Annotated in this window: 18 protein-coding genes and 1 pseudogene; 8 read left to right on the top strand and 11 right to left on the bottom strand. The window is 68.7% G+C overall.

Annotated features, from left to right (window positions below):
- Nucleotides 1-622: leucyl/phenylalanyl-tRNA--protein transferase (gene aat / locus AC1DY5_RS15670; RefSeq protein WP_478112716.1), on the bottom strand; the 622-nt coding region annotated here is incomplete at its 3' end.
- Nucleotides 623-744: 122 nt separating this feature from the next.
- On the opposite strand from aat, the gene AC1DY5_RS15665 reads away from it, so the two are divergent.
- A complete protein-coding gene (locus AC1DY5_RS15665) occupies nt 745-3,072 on the top strand; it encodes a xanthine dehydrogenase family protein molybdopterin-binding subunit (protein ID WP_478112714.1) in 2,328 nt (775 codons plus the stop codon).
- 8 nt (nt 3,073-3,080) lie between these two features.
- Here AC1DY5_RS15665 and pobA read toward each other — a convergent pair.
- Nucleotides 3,081-4,250: pseudogene (pobA, locus tag AC1DY5_RS15660) on the bottom strand (4-hydroxybenzoate 3-monooxygenase); the annotation flags it as partial.
- A gap of 118 nt (nt 4,251-4,368) precedes the next feature.
- On the opposite strand from pobA, the gene AC1DY5_RS15655 reads away from it, so the two are divergent.
- From AC1DY5_RS15655 to AC1DY5_RS15635, 5 genes are all read left to right on the top strand, one after another.
- Nucleotides 4,369-5,139, top strand: coding sequence for an IclR family transcriptional regulator domain-containing protein (locus tag AC1DY5_RS15655; protein WP_478112712.1), 771 nt, complete (start codon nt 4,369-4,371; stop codon nt 5,137-5,139).
- Between the two features lie 38 nt (nt 5,140-5,177).
- Complete coding sequence (locus AC1DY5_RS15650; protein WP_478112710.1) at nt 5,178-5,837, top strand: response regulator; 660 nt, start codon at nt 5,178-5,180, stop codon at nt 5,835-5,837.
- Between the two features lie 85 nt (nt 5,838-5,922).
- Complete coding sequence (locus tag AC1DY5_RS15645) at nt 5,923-7,254, top strand: ATP-binding protein (protein WP_478112708.1); 1,332 nt, start codon at nt 5,923-5,925, stop codon at nt 7,252-7,254.
- A gap of 55 nt (nt 7,255-7,309) precedes the next feature.
- A complete protein-coding gene (locus AC1DY5_RS15640) occupies nt 7,310-8,791 on the top strand; it encodes a DegQ family serine endoprotease (protein ID WP_478112706.1) in 1,482 nt (493 codons plus the stop codon).
- Between the two features lie 141 nt (nt 8,792-8,932).
- Entirely contained in the window at nt 8,933-9,271 is a 339-nt protein-coding gene (locus AC1DY5_RS15635) for a hypothetical protein (protein WP_478112704.1), read from the top strand.
- 16 nt (nt 9,272-9,287) lie between these two features.
- Here AC1DY5_RS15635 and AC1DY5_RS15630 read toward each other — a convergent pair whose 3' ends face one another.
- Complete coding sequence (locus AC1DY5_RS15630; protein ID WP_478112702.1) at nt 9,288-9,494, bottom strand: hypothetical protein; 207 nt, start codon at nt 9,492-9,494, stop codon at nt 9,288-9,290.
- Between the two features lie 123 nt (nt 9,495-9,617).
- Here AC1DY5_RS15630 and AC1DY5_RS15625 point away from each other — a divergent pair, with 123 nt between their 5' ends.
- Complete coding sequence (locus tag AC1DY5_RS15625; RefSeq protein ID WP_478112700.1) at nt 9,618-9,998, top strand: FHA domain-containing protein; 381 nt, start codon at nt 9,618-9,620, stop codon at nt 9,996-9,998.
- Between the two features lie 129 nt (nt 9,999-10,127).
- On the opposite strand, the gene AC1DY5_RS15620 is transcribed toward AC1DY5_RS15625, so the two are convergent.
- The 7 genes from AC1DY5_RS15620 to AC1DY5_RS15590 all read right to left on the bottom strand — a co-directional run bounded on the left by AC1DY5_RS15620 (nt 10,128) and on the right by AC1DY5_RS15590 (nt 14,080).
- Complete coding sequence (locus tag AC1DY5_RS15620; RefSeq protein WP_478112698.1) at nt 10,128-10,679, bottom strand: hypothetical protein; 552 nt, start codon at nt 10,677-10,679, stop codon at nt 10,128-10,130.
- On the bottom strand, nt 10,655-11,884 hold the full coding sequence (gene bcsZ, locus AC1DY5_RS15615; RefSeq protein ID WP_478112696.1) for a cellulose synthase complex periplasmic endoglucanase BcsZ: 1,230 nt from the start codon (nt 11,882-11,884) through the stop codon (nt 10,655-10,657). Before bcsZ ends, AC1DY5_RS15620 begins: the two co-directional genes overlap by 25 nt.
- A gap of 24 nt (nt 11,885-11,908) precedes the next feature.
- Nucleotides 11,909-12,934, bottom strand: coding sequence for a cellulose biosynthesis cyclic di-GMP-binding regulatory protein BcsB (locus AC1DY5_RS15610; protein ID WP_478112694.1), 1,026 nt, complete (start codon nt 12,932-12,934; stop codon nt 11,909-11,911).
- Between the two features lie 125 nt (nt 12,935-13,059).
- On the bottom strand, nt 13,060-13,284 hold the full coding sequence (locus tag AC1DY5_RS15605; protein WP_478112692.1) for a hypothetical protein: 225 nt from the start codon (nt 13,282-13,284) through the stop codon (nt 13,060-13,062).
- On the bottom strand, nt 13,281-13,463 hold the full coding sequence (locus AC1DY5_RS15600; RefSeq protein ID WP_478112718.1) for a hypothetical protein: 183 nt from the start codon (nt 13,461-13,463) through the stop codon (nt 13,281-13,283). Before AC1DY5_RS15600 ends, AC1DY5_RS15605 begins: the two co-directional genes overlap by 4 nt.
- Before the next feature lie 8 nt (nt 13,464-13,471).
- Nucleotides 13,472-13,708 carry a diguanylate cyclase gene (locus AC1DY5_RS15595; protein WP_478112690.1) on the bottom strand — a complete coding sequence of 79 codons (237 nt, stop codon included), beginning with the start codon at nt 13,706-13,708 and terminating at the stop codon, nt 13,472-13,474.
- A 156-nt stretch (nt 13,709-13,864) separates the two neighbouring features.
- Nucleotides 13,865-14,080 carry a diguanylate cyclase domain-containing protein gene (locus AC1DY5_RS15590; protein WP_478112688.1) on the bottom strand — a complete coding sequence of 72 codons (216 nt, stop codon included), beginning with the start codon at nt 14,078-14,080 and terminating at the stop codon, nt 13,865-13,867.
- 62 nt (nt 14,081-14,142) lie between these two features.
- Here AC1DY5_RS15590 and AC1DY5_RS15585 point away from each other — a divergent pair, with 62 nt between their 5' ends.
- The gene (locus tag AC1DY5_RS15585; RefSeq protein WP_478112686.1) at nt 14,143-15,681 is read left to right on the top strand and encodes a response regulator; all 1,539 of its coding nucleotides are present in this window, start codon (nt 14,143-14,145) and stop codon (nt 15,679-15,681) included.
- Here AC1DY5_RS15585 and AC1DY5_RS15580 read toward each other — a convergent pair.
- On the bottom strand, nt 15,671-15,983 hold a 313-nt coding region (locus AC1DY5_RS15580; RefSeq protein ID WP_478112684.1), incomplete at its 5' end, for a hypothetical protein. The genes AC1DY5_RS15585 and AC1DY5_RS15580 overlap by 11 nt on opposite strands.

Raw genomic sequence — 15,983 nt, 5'->3', positions numbered from 1 at the left:
CGCCGAGGCTGGCCAGATGACTGGTCTTCTGCTGGCAGTCGATCATCTCGATGCCATGGTGGCGGCAGAATGCGACCAGTGCCGCCAGCGCGATCTTGGAGGCGTCGGGACGGCGCGTGAACATCGATTCGCCGAACACCGCGCGGCCGATGGCGACGCAATAGAGGCCGCCGGCAAGTTCGCCGTCGATCCAGGTCTCGACGCTGTGGGCATGGCCGGCGCGGTGCAGTGCCCGGTAGGCGGCCACCATCTCGGGCAGGATCCAGGTGCCCGATTGGCCCACCCGCGGCGCCTGCGAGCAGGCCGAGATCACGGCCGCGAAGCCGTGGTCGATGCGGATCTCGCAGGCYGGCGAGGCGCGGAAGGCCGCCAGGGTCTTGCGCAGCGATCGGTGCAGCCTGAAATCGGCCGTCCGCAAGACCATGCGCGGATCGGGGCTCCACCAGAGGATCGGCTGGCCCTCGCTGAACCACGGAAAGATGCCATTGCCGTAAGCCTGCAGCAGGCTGGCGACGTCGAGCCCGCCGCCCGCCGCCAGCAGGCCCGGGACGGGGTCGGATTCGCCCCAGGCCGACGCGGCATCGGGCAGAGGGTCACCAGGATCGAGCCAGGGCAGTTGCATGGGCGGAGGTATACACGGCTTCGGGCAGAACGGATCTCTGTCGCAAGCCGAATGATCTCTAAAACCCTATAGTCGTTCCTGCGCCCGCGAAAAATGACCAGGACAAAAGCAAAAGGACCACGGTGACCACAGAAACGAACCCCATGCGCTTCGGCAGCGGCCAGGCCGTCAGGCGGCTGGAAGACGAGAAATTGCTCGCCGGCACCGGCCGCTACACCGATGACGTCGCACCCCCGGGCCAGAGCTGGCTCTGCTTCGTGCGTTCCCCCTATCCGCATGCCCGGCTGCTGTCGGTCGACACGGCGGCGGCCAAGGGCATGCCCGGCGTGCTCGGCATCTTCACCGGGGCCGATCTCGATCGGGCCGGTGTCAAGCCGATGCCCGGCGCGGCGGCCTTCAAGCGCGCCGACGGCGCCGATTGCGCGACGCCCGCGCGCCGCGTGCTGGCGCTCGAACGCGTCCGCTTCGTCGGCGAGCCGGTCGCCGTCGTGGTTGCCGAGACCCTGGCCCAGGCCCGCGACGCCGCCGAGGCGGTGATGGTCGACTACGAAGAGCTGCCGATGGTGGTCGATCTCGCGAGCGCGACCGCCCAGGGCGCACCGCTGATCTGCGACGAGGGCACCGGCAACATCGCGGCCGAGATGCGCCACGGCAGCGCCGAGGCAACCGCCGCCGCCTTCGCGAAGGCCAGCCACGTGGTCGCCCTCGACGTGGTCAACCAGCGGGTGGTCGCGCTGACGATCGAGCCCCGCACCGTGCTGGCCGAATTCGACGCGGCCACGGACCGGATCACGATCCGCATGAGCACACAGATGCCCTCGGGCGTGCGCGATTCGGTGTGCGACGCGATCGGCCTCGCGAAAGAAAAGGTGCGCGTGGTGGTGGGCGACGTCGGCGGCGGCTTCGGTATGAAGACCGGCGCCTATCCGGAGGACATCGCGGTCGCCTACGCCGCCCGCGCCCTCAAGCGACCGGTCAAGTGGGTGGCCGACCGCAGCGAAGAGTTTCTTTCGACCGCGCACGGCCGCGACATCGAGGCCAGGGCCGAACTCGCACTCGATGCCCAGGGCAGGATCCTCGGCCTGCGCATCAAGACGCATGCCAATGTCGGCGCCTACGCGACCGGCACCGGGGTCGCGATCCAGCTGCTGATCGGCCCCTGGGTGCAGACCAGCGTCTACGACATCCAGACCATCGATTTCCATTTCAAGGCGGTGCTGACGAACACCGCCCCGACCGGCGCCTACCGCGGTGCCGGCCGGCCCGAGGCCATCTACACCATCGAACGCCTGATGGACGAGGCTGCACGCCAGACCGGCATCGACCGCATCGAATTGCGCCGGCGCAACTTCATCAGCCCGGCCCAGATGCCGTACAGGAACCCGATGCAGCAGGTCTATGACACCGGCAGCTTCGAGTCGGTGATGGACCAGGCGCTGGGGCTGGCCGACTGGCAGGGCTTCGATGCCCGCGCCGCCGAATCGAAGCGCCGGGGCCGGATGCGCGGTCTCGGCATCGCCACCTTCCTCGAATGGACCGGCGGCAACGTGTTCGAGGAGCGCGTGACGGTGGCGGTGCGCGCCGACGGCGTGATCGAGGTCTTCTCGGCGGTCAACGCCATGGGGCAGGGCATCGCGACCACCCTGGCGCAGCTGGTGGTCGACGCCTTCGGGGTGCCGATCGAGCAGGTGCACATCGTGATGGGTGACACCGACCGCGGCGACGGCTTCGGCAGCGCCGGATCGCGCTCGCTGTTCACGGGCGGCTCGGCGGTCCGGGTCGGCGCCGAGCGCACGATCGAGAAAGCGCGCGAACTCGCGGCACAGGAGCTCGAAGTGGCGACTGCCGACATCGAGTACGACGCCGGCATCTTCAAGGTGGCGGGCACCGACCTGAAGCTCGACCTCTTCACGCTGGCCGGCAAGCAGGCCGAGCAGCAGATTTTCGTCGACTCGACCAGCACAGTGTCGGGACCCACATGGCCGAACGGCTGCCACATCACCGAGGTCGAGATCGATCCGCCGACCGGCGAGGTCAGCGTGCTGACCTATGCCTCGGTCAACGACGTCGGCCGGGTGGTCAACCCGCTGATCGTGCGCGRCCAGCTCGAGGGCGGGGCGGTGCAGGGCATCGGCCAGGCGCTGTGCGAGCGGGTGGTTTACGATCGCGAGACCGGCCAGCCGCTGACCGGCAGCCTGATGGACTACGCGGCGCCGCGCGCCGACATCATTGCCACCCTGTTCCACATGGAGATGGACGAGTCGACGCCATGCAAGAACAACCCGCTGGGCGTCAAGGGCGTGGGCGAACTCGGCACCATCGGCGCCACGCCGGCGGTCGTGAATGCGGTAGCGGATGCCCTGGCGCGCAATGGCCTGGCGGACCGCACGCCGCACCTGGACATGCCGCTGACGCCCGACCGCGTCTGGCAGCTGATGCAGGCGTCMTAATAGTCTTCCATCGGCAGGCCGACGTAGTTCTCGGCCAGCGAGGTCGACGCGGCGCGCGAGTGCACCAGGTAGTCGAGTTCGGCTTCCTGGATCTTCTGGCCGAACTCGCCGCTGTCCGGGAAACGGTGCATCAGCGAGGTGAACCACCACGAGAAGCGCTCGGCCTTCCAGACCCGGCGCAGGCAGAGGTCGGAGTAGCGGTCGAGCGCCGAGGCCGACTTCTCGGCGTAGAAGATCTCGAGCGCGCGCGACAGGTAGCCGACGTCGGCGGTCGCCAGGTTCAGGCCCTTGGCACCGGTCGGCGGCACGATGTGGGCCGCGTCGCCGGCCAGGAACAGGCTGCCGAAGCGCATCGGCTCGGCCACGAAGCTGCGCAGCGGCGCGATGCTCTTCTCGAGCGAAGGTCCGGTCACGAGGTGTTCGCGCGCCTCGGGGTCGAGGCGCAGGCGCAACTCGTTCCAGAACGCCTCGTCGCTCCAGTTCTCGACCTTTTCGTCGGTCGGCACCTGCACGTAGTAGCGGCTGCGTTTGGCGCTGCGCATGCTGCACAGCGCAAAGCCGCGCGAGGTGTTGGCGTAGATCAGTTCGTGCGACACCGGCGGCACGTCGGCCAGCACGCCGAGCCAGCCGAAAGGATAGATCTTCTCGTAGGTGTGCAGCGCGTCGGCCGGCACGCTGGCACGGCTGACGCCGTGGTAGCCGTCGCAGCCGGCGATGAAGTCGCATTCGATCTCGTGGGTGGCGCCGTCCTTCTGGTAGCGCACGCGCGGGCGCGCGCCGTCGAAGTCGTGCAGGCTGACCGACGCGGCGCTGTAGATCGTCGGCAGGCCTTCGGCTTCGCGCGCTTCCATCAGGTCGCGCGTGACCTCGGTCTGGCCGTACACCGTGACATGCTTGCCGTCGGTCAGGCCGTGCATGTCGATGCGATGGCGGGCGCCCTTGAACAGCAGCTCGATGCCACCGTGCGGCAGGCCCTCGGCCTTGGCGCGGGCGTCGACGCCGGCCCGGGCCAGCAGGTCCATGGTGATCTGTTCGAGCACGCCGGCGCGGATGCGCCCCAGCACGTAGTCGCCGGTCTGGCGTTCGACGATGACGTTGTCGATGCCGGCCTTGTACAGCAATTGGCCAAGCAAGAGGCCGGCGGGGCCTGCGCCGATGATGGCGACCTGTTTTCGCATGCGAGTCTCCTGGAGTTTGCGCAAGCGTAGGGCGCCTGCGCCGTTTCGGGTGAGCCGAATGGCAGGCTCTGTGCGATCATGAAAGCAGGTGCGCGATGATCGCGCAAACAGTTCGATCATGACCATCGCCAAACCAGATTTCATCGAGGGCATCGCCAAGGGCATGGCCGTGCTCGAGAGCTTCGACACCGAGCGCCAGCGGCTCAATGCCACGCTGGCCGCCGAGCGCGCCGGCCTGACGCGTGCCGCCGCCCGGCGCCACCTGCTGACCCTGGCGCACCTGGGCTACCTGGAAACCGACGGCAGCTACTTCTGGATGTCGCCCAAGGTGCTGCGCTTCTCGGGCAGCTACCTGGCCTCGTCGCGGCTGCCGCGGGCGCTGCAGCCGACCCTGAACCGGCTCGCGGCCCAGACCCAGGAATCGTTTTCCGCCGTGGTGCTCGACGGCGAGGAAGTGGTCATCGTCGCCCGCAGCGGCAGCTACGGCGCGCCGACGCGGGTGCTGGCCTACGGCCTGCATCTGGGGGCCCGGCTGCCGGCGCACGCGACCTCGACCGGCCGGGTGCTGCTGGCGGCGCTGAGCCCGGCCCAGCTCACCGAATGGCTCAAGGCCCGCCGGCTGCAGCGGCTGACGCCCCACACCATCACCCAGCCGCGGCTGCTGCGCCAGCGCATCGCGCAGGCGCGCAAGGACGACTTCTGCTTCGCCAGCGAGGAGCACGAACTCGGCGTGCAGGCGCTGGCGGTGCCGCTGCGCGACATGCAGGGCCGCACCGTGGCGGCGCTCAACGTGGTGCTGTCCGGCGGCCGCTACCAGGAGGAGGCGCTGCGCCGCGACCTGCTGCCGCTGCTGTTCGAAGCCGCGAGAGAGCTCAGGTCCCTGCTGTGAGTGGCTACCATCTGATTCGCACCGCGGATGACTGAACCATGCGACTGCTGCTGCTCGAAGACGACCTGATGATCGGCGAAGCCGTGCTCGACCTGCTGCGCGCGGAGCAGTACGCGGTCGACTGGGTCAAGGACGGCGACGCCGCCGACTCGGCCTTGCGCACGCAGCAGTACGACCTGGTGCTGCTCGACCTCGGCGTGCCGCGTCGCGACGGGCTCGACGTGCTGCGCGCGCTGCGGGCCCGCAAGCAGCGCATGCCGGTGCTCATCGCCACCGCGCGCGACTCGGTGGCGCAACGCATCGAGGGGCTGGACGCCGGCGCCGACGACTACGTGCTCAAGCCCTACGACCTCGACGAGCTGCTGGCCCGCATCCGGGCGCTGCTGCGGCGGGCCGCGGGACGGGCCGAGCCGGTCTACGAGCACATGGGCGTGAGCGTCAATCCGGCCACCCGCGAAGTCACCGTGGCCGGCCAGCCGGTGATCCTTTCGGCGCGCGAATGGGCGGTGCTCGAGCCGCTGCTGGCCCGGCCCGGCATGGTGCTGTCGCGGGCCCGGCTCGAGGAAAAGCTCTACAGCTGGAAGGACGAGATCAGCAGCAATGCGGTCGAGGTCTACGTGCACGGGCTGCGCAAGAAGCTCGGCGCCGACCTAATCCGCAACGTGCGGGGGGTGGGCTACATGGTGCCGAAGGAATGAAGAGCGCAGCGCCGGGCCGCCCCAAGCAAGCTCGCGCCCCCTCGGGGGGCAGCGAGGACACGAAGTGCCGAGCGTGGGGGCACCCATGAAGTCGCTCAGGGCCCGGCTGCTGTGGTTCCTGCTGGCGGCCATCGTGCTGGCGGCCGGCACCCAGGCCTTCGTCGCCTACCGTGCGGTGCTGCAGGAGGCCGACGACATCTTCGACCACCACATGCAGCAGATGGCGCTGTCGCTGCGTGGCGGCCTGCCGCCCAGTTCCACGGTCGGCGGCCTCGGCAGCGGCGAGGAGAACTTCGAATTCATCGTCCAGGTCTGGACCCTCGACGGCATCCGGATCTTCGAATCTGCGGCCCAGTCGGCCTTGCCGCAACGCGCGGTGCTGGGTTTCTCGAACGTGCAGGCGCGCGGCACCACCTACCGCGTGTTCTCGCTGGCGACCGGGGCGCTGGTGATCCAAGTGGCGCAGGACATGGCGGCGCGGCGCCGCATGGCCGGCACCCTGGCCCTGCGCACCGTCGGGCCGATCGTGCTGGCGGCGCCGCTCCTGATGCTGGTGGTCTGGTGGGTGGTGAGCCGCTCGCTGGCGCCAGTGTCGCGGGTGCGCCGGCAGGTGGCGATCCGCCAGGCCGACGACCTGTCTCCGCTCAACGAGTCGGACCTGCCGGAGGAGGTGCGCCCGCTGGTGCATGAGCTGAACCTGCTGTTCGGGCGACTGCGGGGGGCCTTCGAAGCCCAGAAGCACTTCGTCGCCGATGCGGCGCACGAACTGCGTTCGCCGCTGGCGGCGCTCAAGCTGCAGGTGCAGGGCCTGCAGCGGGCTTCCGACGACGCGACGCGCGAACTCGCGGTGGCCCGGCTGGCGGCCGGCATCGACCGGGCGACCCGGCTGGTCGAGCAGATGCTGGCCCTGGCGCGCCATGAGGCCAGCGCGGCCGCCGGAACGCAGCCGGAGTCCGTCGACCTCCCTGAGGTGGCCCGCCTGGCCATTTCCGACACGGTGGCAGCGGCCCAGTCGCGCGACATCGACATCGGGATCGTCCGGGCCGACCCGGTCATGGTGCAGGGCCAGTCCGAGGCCCTGCGCATGCTGTTGCGCAATCTGCTCGACAACGCGGTCAAGTACACGCCTCCCGGCGGCCGCGTCGACATCGCGATCGCGGCCGGGGAGCCCGGGGTCGAACTGAGCGTCGACGACAGCGGCCCCGGGCTGCCCGAGAGCGAGCGCGAGCGCGTCCTCGATCGCTTCTACCGCGCCGGCGAAGCCCAGGCCCCCGGCAGCGGCCTGGGCCTGTCGATCGTCAAGTCGATCGCCGAGCTGCACGGCGCCACCGTGTCGCTCGATGGCTCCCCCCTCGGCGGCCTGCGTGTGCGGGTGCGCTTTCCGCCTGAACCTGTTCGAGGTTTAAGCCGGGCTTAAGCCAGCGGCCCGACATTCCTTTCGTGCTCTCTTCCAACACTCGAAAGGATTCCTGATGAAAACCGGTTTGACCTCGCCCCGCGCGCTCGTGCTTTCGCTGGCAGCCGCCGGCGTGATCGGTGCCGTCGGCACCGGCGCCTACACCAGCGCCCGTGCCGTGGCCGCGCCGCCGGCGCAGGCCGTTGCCGTGGCCGGCACCACCGCTCCCGCGGTGTCCATTCCCGATTTCTCGACCATCACGGCCCGCGACGGCCAGGCGGTGGTCAACATCAGCGTCACCGGTACCACCAAGACCGCGGACACGCAGGGCGGTCCGCAGATGGATCCGGACGATCCGATGAATGAATTCTTCCGACGCTTCGGCGGTGGCCAGGGTCCGCGCGGCATGCAGCCGCAGCGCGAGACCCCGGTGCGCGGCCAGGGCTCCGGCTTCATCCTGAGCGCCGACGGCATCATCCTGACCAACGCGCACGTCGTGAAGGACGCCAAGGAAGTCACGGTCAAGCTGACCGACCGCCGCGAATTCAGCGCAAAGGTGCTGGGCGCCGATCCGAAGACCGACGTCGCCGTGATCAAGATCGAGGCCAAGAACCTGCCGGTGCTGTCGGTGGGCAGCACCAAGGAACTGAAGGCCGGCGAATGGGTGCTGGCGATCGGATCGCCCTTCGGCTTCGAGAACACAGTGACCGCCGGCGTCGTCAGTGCCAAGGGCCGCTCGCTGCCTGACGACGGCTACGTGCCCTTCATCCAGACCGACGTCGCCATCAACCCGGGCAACTCGGGCGGGCCGCTRCTCAACACGCGGGGGGAAGTGGTCGGCATCAACTCGCAGATCTACAGCCGCAGCGGCGGCTACCAGGGCGTGTCCTTCGCGATCCCGATCGAGGTCGCGATGCAGGTAAAGGACCAGATCGTCGCCACCGGCAAGGCCTCGCATGCCCGTCTCGGTGTCGCCGTGCAGGAAGTGAACCAGGCCTTCGCCGATTCGTTCAAGCTCGACAAGCCCGAGGGTGCGCTGGTGTCGAACGTCGACAAGGGCGGACCGGCCGACCAGGCCGGCCTGCGTTCCGGCGACGTGATCCGCAAGGTCGATGGCGAACCAATCGTCGCCTCGGGCGATCTGCCGGCGCTGATCGGCCAGAAGAAGCCCGGCAGCAAGATCACGCTCGAGATCTGGCGCCAGGGCGCCCGCGAGGAGATCTCCGCCAAGCTGGGCGATGCAGCCGAGAAGCTCAGCACCGTGGCCAAGAACGAGCAGGGCGGCGCCAACCAGGGCAAGCTCGGCCTCGCGCTGCGTCCCCTGCAGCCGCAAGAGCAGCGTGAAGCACAGGTCGACGGCGGCCTGCTGATCGCGGACGTCGGTGGCCCGGCGGCAATGGCCGGCGTGCAGACCGGCGACGTGCTGCTGGCCATCAACGGCACGCCGGCGAAGAGCATCGAGCAGGTGCGCGAGGTGGTGGCCAAGGCCGACAAGTCGGTGGCCCTGCTGATCCAGCGCGACGGCAACAAGATCTTCGTGCCGGTGCGCCTGGGCTGAACCGCGATGCCTGCGAGACCGGCCGATTGCGAAATAGTGCCGGTCTCGTGGGTTCATCGTCGAGGCAGCGTGCAAAAGTGCCTTGGCGATGAAATAACCTCCCAGTAACAATCAAGGCCTCACTGATCGAAAGGTTTCCCGGTGGCACTTCGCGATATAGCGCTGACTGTTCTTGAGCTGGAGCCCAATGAATTCCATTGGGTCCTGATGGAGGCAGTCCAGGCGGAATCCGAGGAGTGCCTGGGATTTCGACCGATCGACTGCTCGACCCAGGGGGTTCCGGACTACTCGGAAGCCCTTATCCAGGGCGCTTCGGCACTGCGCGTGGTGCAGGGCCTGGCGCCATTCGGCAAGCCGAAGACGCCGCTCGGCATCGGCGAAAGCGTCTCGGACGAGTTGCCCGAAGCGGGGACCACGACCTCGGGTTCATCCGGCGACCCGGACTCCTGTCTCTTCACGACCGATCACTCGATTCTGTGATCTGTCCCACGGGTGCCTAGCGTCCCTGGGTGTCGAAGTACATCGCCGTGACGGCGATGACCCGGGCCGCCTGCGAGCGGATGGTGCCTTGCTGCGACACGCCGCGCAGTACCAGCAGCGGGGGGGCCGCTACGCGGCAGGTGGCCGGGGATCTGCGATGCAATCCGACCGCCGCGAACGGCAGCAGAAATCTGGCAGCGAGCGTCGTGGGATGTTGCATCATCCCGAAGGTACGCGGCCGCCGCGCWTTCGCCCATCTCTCCAAAGGAGGCTTGGCACCCCCGAAGTGGCATAGACCGGAAGGGCGGCCGCCGCTATCAGCGTCAACAAAGGAGAGGAATGAAAAATGACGAGACTGATCGTGCTGCAGAAGAATGGCTCGGCGAAACAGGTCAACATGACCCGCATGCCGTTCGTGGTCGGCCGGGCCGACAGCTGCGACATGGTGCTGGACAACCCGCTCGTGAGCCGCTCCCACGCCGTGTTCGAGGCGGTGGGCGACGCGGTGAACATCCGCGACCTTCAAAGCCACAACGGAACCTACGTCAACGGCCAGCGGGTCGAGATTGCCGCCCTGCGCAACGGCGATGAAATCAAGATCGGCGGCTACCAGATGCGCTTCCTTGCGCAAGGGGGGCCGATCGCTCCGGCCGAGGCGCTGYGGCTGGTCACCGTGCCGGGCCGGCTGACAGACATCGACCTGCAACGGCTCGGGATCAAACCCTGACCGGAGCGGTGCGGCGGACGCAGGAAAAGGGAACTAAGTCACAAGGCAAACACGCCATTCGGCTGATTCACGTTCGCCGGTTTGCAGCGCAAAGTTGCGCTTCGACGCTTCCGGGAGAACAGCATGGACTCAGAGATCTTGACCCTTGGCGCATTGGCGATCCTGGTGGCCGGTGGCTGGTTGATCGATGTGCTCAGCCATCGGGAATCGTCGCCGCTGCAGCGCCGGATGGTCCACCAGATCAAGAAGTCGGCCGACACGATTCGCGGCGTGCCCCTGCGCTGACGCCGTTGTCGTAGCGATCACGGCATCGCCGCGATCGAGTGCCTTGAAGCCCTCGTCCTGCAGTCTGGCCGCCGGCGAAGCCGGGATCGCGGCCGTGCGCGAGGTGCTCAGGCCGTCGAGACGGGCCTGTACCGCGGGGTCGGGATGGGTGGCGAGGAAGCCGGCGTAGAGCAGCGCATCGGCCTCGCGGGCGTCCAGCCCTGGCGCCATCTGGCCACGGCGGCCATACCGACGCCGGGCTGCTGCGACAGATCCGCCAGGCTGCGGATGCCTTCGCGCCGGCGCGGGTCGTCGGGATGGCGCCAGCGCCAGCTTGTAGCCGAGGTTGTCGGGCTTGTTGCTGGCCAGGCGGGCAGCGGCCGCGGCCACCCTCAGGCGAGTTGAGTGGCGGGGCATAGCAGTCTCCAATGGGTTTGCAGCTGCCCGGTGCGGCTGAACGCGAAGCGGCCATCGAGCCAGGCTTGTCCGAACAGGATCAGCATGCGCTCGTAGTAGGGAAGGGGCGCGGTCGCCGGCTGCGCCGGGCCGCCGACGCGGGCGCGGACCCGCGCCAGCTCGGCTTCGAGTTGAGGCTTGAGGCCCTGTGCCTTCAGGTAGGGCAGCAGGGCGCCCGAAAAGCCGACAGGACCGGTGCCGCGCATGGCGCCGCTTTCAGTGTCGACGAACTCCGCCATGGGCTTGTGCTCTTCCAGCAGACGACGCGGTCCGTGGAGCGAATTGAGCAGGGGCTGGCGCGCCGGGTCGGCGGCGTTGAGCATGCCGGCCCAGAGGTAGACGCGGATCGCGTCGTAGCTGCCGACCGGGCCTTTCTCGGGGTCGGCGACGAAGGACTTCTCGCGGGTCGACCAGGCGCACCAGTCGGGCGCGAAGCCGTGCGGCGCGACTTCGGCGAGCATGCGCACCGTGTTGTCGGCGATCTCGCCCCAAGGACCCTTGCCGTCCTGTTGCTGGAAGCGGCGCAGCAATGGCAGCGGGAGATAGCTCGGGTTGAGGCGCCAGGTCGGTCCGGTGGCGATCGCCCTGGGCCAGGGGAGCAGCATGCGGCCCAGCCCCGGCAGTGTCACGACTTCTTCGCTCGCGGCCAGTGACAGGACGGCGCGGCCCAGGCTCTGGTAGCGCGGCTCGTTCCAGAGCCGGCCCGCTTCCAGCAGCGCATAGGCGATCCAGAGGTCCGAGTCCGAGGCCGGGTTGTCGTCGAGCACGCCCCAGCTGTCATCGGGCCGGCGGCCCCACTGCCACGCGGGCAGGCGCTTGGCCAGGCTGCCCCCGGCCAGGTTCGTCTCGGTCCATTCGAGGATGCGGGCGAAGGTGGCGCGGTCGTTGTGGACCAGTGCGAAGAACAGGCCATAGGACTGGCCTTCGGAGGTCGAATGCTGCTTGGGCGCGTCGAAGTCGATGATGCGACCGTCGGCCTGGACATGGCGCGCCGCGAAAGAGCTCCAGTCGTTCGCCGGCAGGCAGGCCCCGCTGTTCTGTTGCGCAGCGGCAGCCAGGTGCAATGCCAGTGGCAGCAGGGCCAGGCCGGCGAGGCAGCGGCGACGGTCGATGGCCGTGGCGGTGGCGGTGGTGCCGCGCGGGGCGGGCGAGGGATGTCGTGTCATGGCCGGGCCACTTTCGAGGCCGTGTCAGCGCAGCCGGCGACGCGCGCGCAACTGAAGGCTGAGGCAGGCGGCGGCGGCGCCGATGAAGGCCAAAGCGACGACCCCCGCGGCGAGCAGCAGCGGATGGCGCGACAGCTTCCACTGCAGCCAGGTCACCGGCGGCAGCCGGCCGACATGGTAGGTGTCGCCGGTCAACAGGCTGCTCACGCGATCGCCATTCACGAAGGCGGAGCTGCCCTGGATGTTGCGGACCAGGCTTGGGCTCATCAGTGYATCGAGCAACGCCGGTTGCGAGGTCGCGCCGGCCAGCACCGCCACCACGCTGCGCTGTYTCTGCAGTGGCGACTCGAAGCCGGCCAGCACGGCGGCGGTGCTCTCTTCGGCCACCGTCATCTGGGTCGTGGCGGGGAGATCCTCGCGCTGGCCGGTGCCGGTGATGAGGTTCAGCGAGTCGTCGATGCCCAGGTGGAACTCCTTGGCATCGGCGGCGCGCCTGAGCGGCATCCGCGCGGCCCACTGCGTGAACAGGGGCTGATTCTGCCAGTCGATCGACTGGGCCGCCGGCACGGTCGGCCGCACCACCGACAGCGGCTCGTTGTAGGTCGGGATGAAGACGTCGACTGGCGGCCACTGGCGGGTGTCCTCGGGCAGCGGATGCGGCTTGCGCTCGAGCGGCCAGGCGGTCTGGATATAGCCGAGCAGCAGCACCACGAAGGCGTAGATCGCGGCACCGATCAGGCCGGTGCCGAGCACCAGGTCGAGCAGGTTGTCCATGTACAAGGTCTCGGTGAGGCGCCAGTACATGTAGCGCGACGAGACGATCACCGACAGGAAGATCATCGCCAGTGTCGGAAAGCGGCCTGGAAAGCGGTCGAGCACCAGCGCGGCGATGAAGATCGCGATCGACAGCGTCAGTTGCTGGTGCAGCGCCAGCGGCGTGATGACCAGGATCGGGAGCACGACCAGCGTGATCGCCCAGCCGACGAAGCGGGGCAGCCGGTGGCGGGTCGGTGGCGGGGCCTCGCGGCGAGGGGTGATGGAAGTGGTCATGGTCGGCGGCTTTGCGCGAAGGGCGCCGATGGCGCGAGGCGTCTGAGGATCCGCTGCGCGCAGCGGGCGGAAGTCGTCTTGCCGGCCTCCGCCCATGGCGCCGATGGCCGCGATCACACCCATCGTCAGGACGGCTTGCGCCACCGGCGCAGGAGGCACTGGCTGCCTTCGCGCGCAGGTGGCGCAGTGGATGGCGCAGAAGTGGTTTCGGGGGGCGGTACCGGCGCCGGCACGCTTGCACCCGATTCCGACGCCCGCGCGGGCTCGAACTCCTTGTAGGTGCTGGCGTCGCCGCCGAACAGGCGAAACAGGTGCGCCACGTCGGCGGCTTCGGGATCGTCGCGGCTCATGACGGGAACTGGTCGCAGGCCATCCACGGGACCAAGCATGTACTGCGCTTGTAGCAACTGAGGATGTCTTTGTCTTTCATGGGCAGCACGCCTTGAATTGTCACGGCGCTTTCGCGGATTGACAACAAAGCCGACTTCACGGCATTGGAGACCAGCGCCTGGTTGTCGTGCGGATGCAATTGCGCGCTCAGCCGCCGACGATGCAGTTCCGGCCCTGGCATTTGGCCTGGTACAGCCGGACATCGGCGGCGCCGATCAGGTGGTCGGGCGAAGCACCGGGCGCTGCGACCATCGTGGCCGCGCCGATGCTGGCCGTCACCCGGGCCGCTTCCGGCGTGTGGTGAGGCAGCACGGTGTTCTCGACCTGCCGTCGAAGCGCCTCGGCGATGCCGGCCGCCTGCTCGGGGGTCGCGCCGGGCAGCACCAGGTCGAATTCCTCGCCGCCGAATCGGGCGGGCAGGCAGGCAGGCAGGGTCGGGATGGGGCTCGCGGATTGCCTCGGCCACGCATTTCAGCGCGTCGTCGCCGGCCAGGTGGCCGAACCGGTCGTTGTAGTTCTTGAAGTGATCGACGTTGATCATTAACAGCGAAAACGGCGATTGCTGGCTCTGCCCCACGCGCGTGCCAGGTAGTCGTTGAACGAGCGCCGGTTGGGCAGTCCGGTGAGACCGTCGGAGTGCGTCAGCCGCTGCAGTTCGAGATTGCTGCGCAGCAGCTTCTGCTGGCTCAGGCGGTAGGCGTTGTCACGTTCGACCCGTGCCATGTAGGCGCGCAAGTGGTAGCGGATCCGTGCCACCAGTTCGATCGGCGCCGTTTGACCAGGTAGTCGTTGGCGCCAAGAGCGAATTCCTCGCCAACATGAGCCACGAGGTCCGCACCCCTCTCAATGCCGTGATCGGGCTGACCCGGCTGTTGCACCAGTCGCAGCTCAACGAGGAGCAGCGGCAGCACCTGGAGCTGATCGACAGCTCCGCGACCTCTCTGCTGGCCTTGCTCAACGACGTGCTCGACGTGTCGAAGATCGAAGCCGGCAAGCTGGTGTTCGAGCAAGTCCGCCTCGATGTCGGGCGCTGGGTCCGCGAAGCCGTGGCGCTGCATCGGCCGGCGGCCGCGAAGAAGGGACTCAAGGTCGAGGTCGAGATCGCCGATGACGTGCCCTGGAAGGTGGCCGGCGACCCGGGGCGACTGCGCCAGGTCATCTCCAACCTCACAGGCACCGGCCGCATTTCGGTGACCGCGCGCCTGGCCCCGAACCAGAGCGATCTGCGGCGCGACCAGCTGCGCCTGCTGTTCACGGTGCGCGACACCGGCATCGGCATTCCCGAGGACACGCAGGCGCACATCTTCGAGGCCTTCACGCAGGCCGATGCGTCGATCACGCGGCGCTATGGCGGCACCGGCCTCGGCCTAGCCATCTGTTCGCGGCTGGTGTCGATGATGGGCGGTGCGCTGCACCTGCTGAGCCGGCCGGGCGAGGGCAGCACCTTCCGCTTCACCGCGGTGTTCGAACAGGCGGTCGACGAGATGAGCGTGCTGACCGAACCGGCGCCGCTCGAGGCCCTGACCTTGCAGGGGCTGCACGTGCTCGTGGCCGAAGACCATGCGGTCAACGAGTTGCTGATGCGCAAGCTGCTGACGCAGATGGGCTGCACCTTCCATGTGGCGCGCAATGGCGAGGAGGCGCTGCGCTGCTGGACCCGCGAGCCCTTCGATCTGGTGCTGATGGATGTCCAGATGCCGGTGTTGAGCGGTCTCGATGCGGTGGCCCGGATCCGGGCGCTCGAGGCGGCCGAGCCGCGCCGCGGACATACGTCGGTGGTGGCGCTGACTGCGCATGCGATGGCCGGCGACCGCGAGCGATGCCTGGCGGCCGGCGTGGATTCCTATGTGTCCAAGCCGGTGTCGCCGGCGTTGCTGGCGCAGGCGATCCAGGAGGCGCGGGCTGCACATCTCGCACCGGACAGCGGCTGGGAAGCCGGCGAGCCGGGCGAACTGGATGACCTCTTCAAGTTCGACGCTGAATCGGCTCCGGCGGTCGACATGCGCCAACTGGTGCGCACCCTCGGGGGCGACCTGACGGTGGTGCGCGAGATTGCGATCGCCATGCGCAGCGACCTGGCGGTGCGCCGCGCGGCGATGGCGAAGGCGCTCGGCGACAGCGATGCGAGGGCCGGGCTGGAGCAGGTCCATGCGCTGAAGGGCGCACTCGCCAGCATCGGCGCGCACCAGGCGGCCCGGCTGGCGAAGAAGGTCGAATGCGCGTGGAGGCAGGGCGACCGGGTGGCCGTGCGGGTCGCCTCCGGGCTGCTGGCGCATGAGGTCGAGCGGGTCGACACCGCGCTGAAGCAGGTGGCCGACGGTCGAACCGTTCCAACCGCCGGCGCAATCAGTACTTGATCGTCACGCCTGCCTTCACGCCCTTCTTTTCCTTGCCGTCCGAGAAGACGCTGGTCGAGTAGGAGAGGTCGCCGGCGGTGCTGCCGCCCAGCGAATAGGTCGGGCGGGGCCCGGTGGTCTCGACCCCCAGGTACTTGCTGCTGCCATCGGCACGCTCCACACCCACCGTGGCGCCGTTGGCGTCGATCGACTTCTCAGTCGGGGACAGGTTCGGATTGACGAAGACGGTCCCGGTGTCGTCGCGCTTCAAGGGCAGCTTCGGGGTCTGGGCGAGGGCGGTGGCGCAGCAGACGGCCAAGCCC

The sequence above is a fragment of the Variovorax sp. P4_D9 genome, from assembly GCF_056401695.1.
Note: the sequence above shows the minus strand (reverse complement) of the source record. Positions and strands in the feature narration are given on the sequence as shown.

What these genes read in the sequence shown, in the direction of transcription:
- AC1DY5_RS15655 (WP_478112712.1), top strand. Translation starts at nt 4,369, where the DNA reads ATGACCATCGCCAAACCAGATTTCATCGAGGGCATCGCCAAGGGCATG.
- AC1DY5_RS15650 (WP_478112710.1), top strand. Translation starts at nt 5,178, where the DNA reads ATGCGACTGCTGCTGCTCGAAGACGACCTGATGATCGGCGAAGCCGTG.
- AC1DY5_RS15645 (WP_478112708.1), top strand. Translation starts at nt 5,923, where the DNA reads ATGAAGTCGCTCAGGGCCCGGCTGCTGTGGTTCCTGCTGGCGGCCATC.
- AC1DY5_RS15630 (WP_478112702.1), bottom strand. Translation starts at nt 9,494, where the DNA reads ATGATGCAACATCCCACGACGCTCGCTGCCAGATTTCTGCTGCCGTTC.
- AC1DY5_RS15620 (WP_478112698.1), bottom strand. Translation starts at nt 10,679, where the DNA reads ATGCCCCGCCACTCAACTCGCCTGAGGGTGGCCGCGGCCGCTGCCCGC.
- bcsZ (WP_478112696.1), bottom strand. Translation starts at nt 11,884, where the DNA reads ATGACACGACATCCCTCGCCCGCCCCGCGCGGCACCACCGCCACCGCC.
- AC1DY5_RS15605 (WP_478112692.1), bottom strand. Translation starts at nt 13,284, where the DNA reads ATGAGCCGCGACGATCCCGAAGCCGCCGACGTGGCGCACCTGTTTCGC.
- AC1DY5_RS15585 (WP_478112686.1), top strand. Translation starts at nt 14,143, where the DNA reads ATGAGCCACGAGGTCCGCACCCCTCTCAATGCCGTGATCGGGCTGACC.